Here is a 2,505-nt window from a genome sequence, read left to right as displayed (position 1 = left end):
GTCGCTCGGGTCAGGGCAACGCTCCGCCTTCGGCTCCGCTCGCTCGCTCCCTCGATGAAGCTTCACGCTCGTCTTGCAGTTCGGGCAGGTTCCGTACCTATCGGACCTGCCGGTGTAGTCCCACTCTCGTCCGCACCGATGACACAGGGCTTCTACCATGTAGTAGCCATATTGCTACACCCCCTTAGTACGGGAACAAGCCCTTGTGCGGGCTTTAACACCAACATCTGTAAGCCGTAGTAGTAGCGCCTCTACTACCGAATACTCGGGGGTGGGTCCACCCCTGAACGCCCCTCTATCGCCGTCGTCTCGACTCCGCCACTCGTCGGGTCCACGTAGTCCGGCGAACGGTTCGACACGGTACAGATGGACTCCGCCACCCACTCCGACACCGGCCCGTCCTCGTCCTCCTCGTCCTGCCAGTCCTCGAACTCCTCAGGGCAGTCCTCAGGCTCTAAGCCGTCCGTATCTCGCCGGAACTCCCGCCGGACCTGCTCCCGGTTCATCATCTCCTGCGCCCCGTTCGAGAAGTCCACTCTGCGAGTGTTCGTCGCCCACGTCACTGCGTAGAACATCTGTTCCGCCATCGGTCGGTTCAGCGTCTCATCCCCGAAGATTCCGATGTACTCACTCACGTAGGAACCGAGGTTCTCCACGTCGTCGTTCACCGACACCGCCGCGTCATCGCCCTCGACAGCGTGCGCCTCCGACCCTGCCGGTCCGCAGTTCTCGACGTGCGACCGCATGACCGGCTCGAACTGCTCGGCGCGGAGATCGGCGCTGTCACTGTCCTCGACGAAGACCGCCATGTGCAGGTGGCCGTACCCGTCGGCGTGTGGTTCCCACACCCTCGCGTACTCCCAGTTCGCCCCGCTCAGTACCTGATGTAGCTGTTTCCGGGCGGCGTCGTATCCCTCCATGATGTCCCTCATGTGGTCCGCCGGGCACCGCCAGCCGCCCTCCGCGTTCCGGTGGCTCGCCGTGAACGTGAGCATCACCGTCGTCATCCCGTCGAACTCCCGTTGTACACCCCGCTCGAAGTCCTTGAGTTTCGCGTAGTACCGCTTTCCGTACTTCGGCATATAGCTGTTCTCAAGCTCTGTACGGGCAGTCTCGCCCTCGCTGTTCTCAAACTCAATGTGCGAACCGAGGTAGTCGGCGTACCAGTCTCGCCACGACTCCACCACCGAGTACCACGGTCGCGCCTGCGGTCCGTCCGACACTTCCAGCACCGCCTCGTCTCTCAGCCGACGCCCCGGCTCCACTGACAGGGGCCGTAGTCCCGTCCCGTCCGGTAGGTCACGCGGTCCGACCGGCTCAGGGGGTTCAGAACGTGCTTGACGGTTGTTCTTGGAAGGCCGAGAAGACGAACCGTCGGGGGGGTGTCCGGGGGCTTCGCCCCCTCGCTGGTCGCTGGTCGGGGTGGTTCGACTGCTCACTTCAACCACCGCCGGGCGTGGACAGGACAGAGCGTCCGCGTCTCGCCGTCCTGCTCGACCTTCAACAGACCGTCCGTCTCGTGACAGGACAGCGCCCCACAGCAGTCCGCACCGACCGCAAACCGCACCACACCGCCGGGGAGTTCGGTCGTCCCGGTCGGTCCTCCCTTCGTCCGGTCGTTCGGCGCTCGCGCCGGTCCCACGGCGCTCGCGCAAGTCGAGACCTCACTCCCTTCCGGCGGCTGTGTCGGGGCTTCTACAAGCGGATGACCGACCGTTCGCTTCGGGGCGTAATCCCTATCACGTCGGAAAGAGAAGACCTGTGCACAGGAAGCAACTTCCTGACCCTGACCAAGCGGAACTTCGTGGGGTAGTTCCGGTGTTCTCAGCACCGGGGCACAGTTCTCCCCCGCGTTCTCTATGATTCGTTAGTTACCTCCATGTCCTGACCACCGGGCCTTAGTTCTTCCCCGTCCAGATGGCGCGAAACTGCCACACCTCGCGGGCAACGAGGAACAGCCCGACCGTTCCCACCAACACCGCGAGGTACGTCTCTGCGCGGCTCTCAGACGCCCACGCAGTCCGGGCAGTCTTGAGCATCGGAACCGCTGTTCGGTAGTCCATCAGTTCGCCCCCACAGTCCGGCGAACGTGGTACTCCGCCAGCGCCTCCGGCATCGTCCACTCGTCGCCGTCGCTGTCCTGTCGAAGCACCTCAGGAAGCGCGTAGTCCGTCACGCCTCGAACTCCTCCATGTCCACGTTCTCCAGCGCCTCAGGCACTGTAGGCCCGGTTTTCTCGACGTTCTCGAACTCGACTTCCCCACCAGCCGCCTCGACCAGTTCCGCGAAGTACCCCGCCAGTTCCCGCACGCCGTCCCGCAGTTCCTCAACCGTCTCCTCCCGACCCTCGACCTCCTGCGCCAGCTCGCTCACCGTCTCACCTCGCGCCTCGCCCAGCTCGTACAGCTCATCAACAGCGCCGTCCATCGCCTCGACCGCCTCGACCACGCCGACCTCCCGCGCCTCCTCCGCACCGGCCACGACCTCGACCGTCCCGGTCGTCCG

General features: G+C 64.6%; 4 protein-coding genes. All 4 read right to left on the bottom strand.

The annotated features are described in order from the left end of the window. Positions 1-254: 254 nt before the first annotated feature. Entirely contained in the window at positions 255-1,265 is a 1,011-nt protein-coding gene (locus ACYJ11_RS21250) for a hypothetical protein (RefSeq protein ID WP_461649376.1), read from the bottom strand. Between the two features lie 170 nt (positions 1,266-1,435). Continuing rightward, positions 1,436-1,831 carry a hypothetical protein gene (locus ACYJ11_RS21245; RefSeq protein WP_461649375.1) on the bottom strand — a complete coding sequence of 132 codons (396 nt, stop codon included), beginning with the start codon at positions 1,829-1,831 and terminating at the stop codon, positions 1,436-1,438. A 67-nt stretch (positions 1,832-1,898) separates the two neighbouring features. Next, positions 1,899-2,063 carry a hypothetical protein gene (locus tag ACYJ11_RS21240; protein ID WP_461649374.1) on the bottom strand — a complete coding sequence of 55 codons (165 nt, stop codon included), beginning with the start codon at positions 2,061-2,063 and terminating at the stop codon, positions 1,899-1,901. A 109-nt stretch (positions 2,064-2,172) separates the two neighbouring features. Continuing rightward, the coding region (locus ACYJ11_RS21235) for a hypothetical protein (RefSeq protein WP_461649373.1) at positions 2,173-2,505 on the bottom strand (333 nt) is incomplete at its 5' end.

Source organism: Haloarcula sp. H-GB5 (assembly GCF_054850705.1).
This window is presented reverse-complemented; position numbering and strand designations above follow the sequence as displayed.

Excerpts from the sequence above, each read along its gene's own strand:
- ACYJ11_RS21240 (WP_461649374.1), bottom strand. The coding sequence starts at position 2,063 with ATGGACTACCGAACAGCGGTTCCGATGCTCAAGACTGCCCGGACTGCG.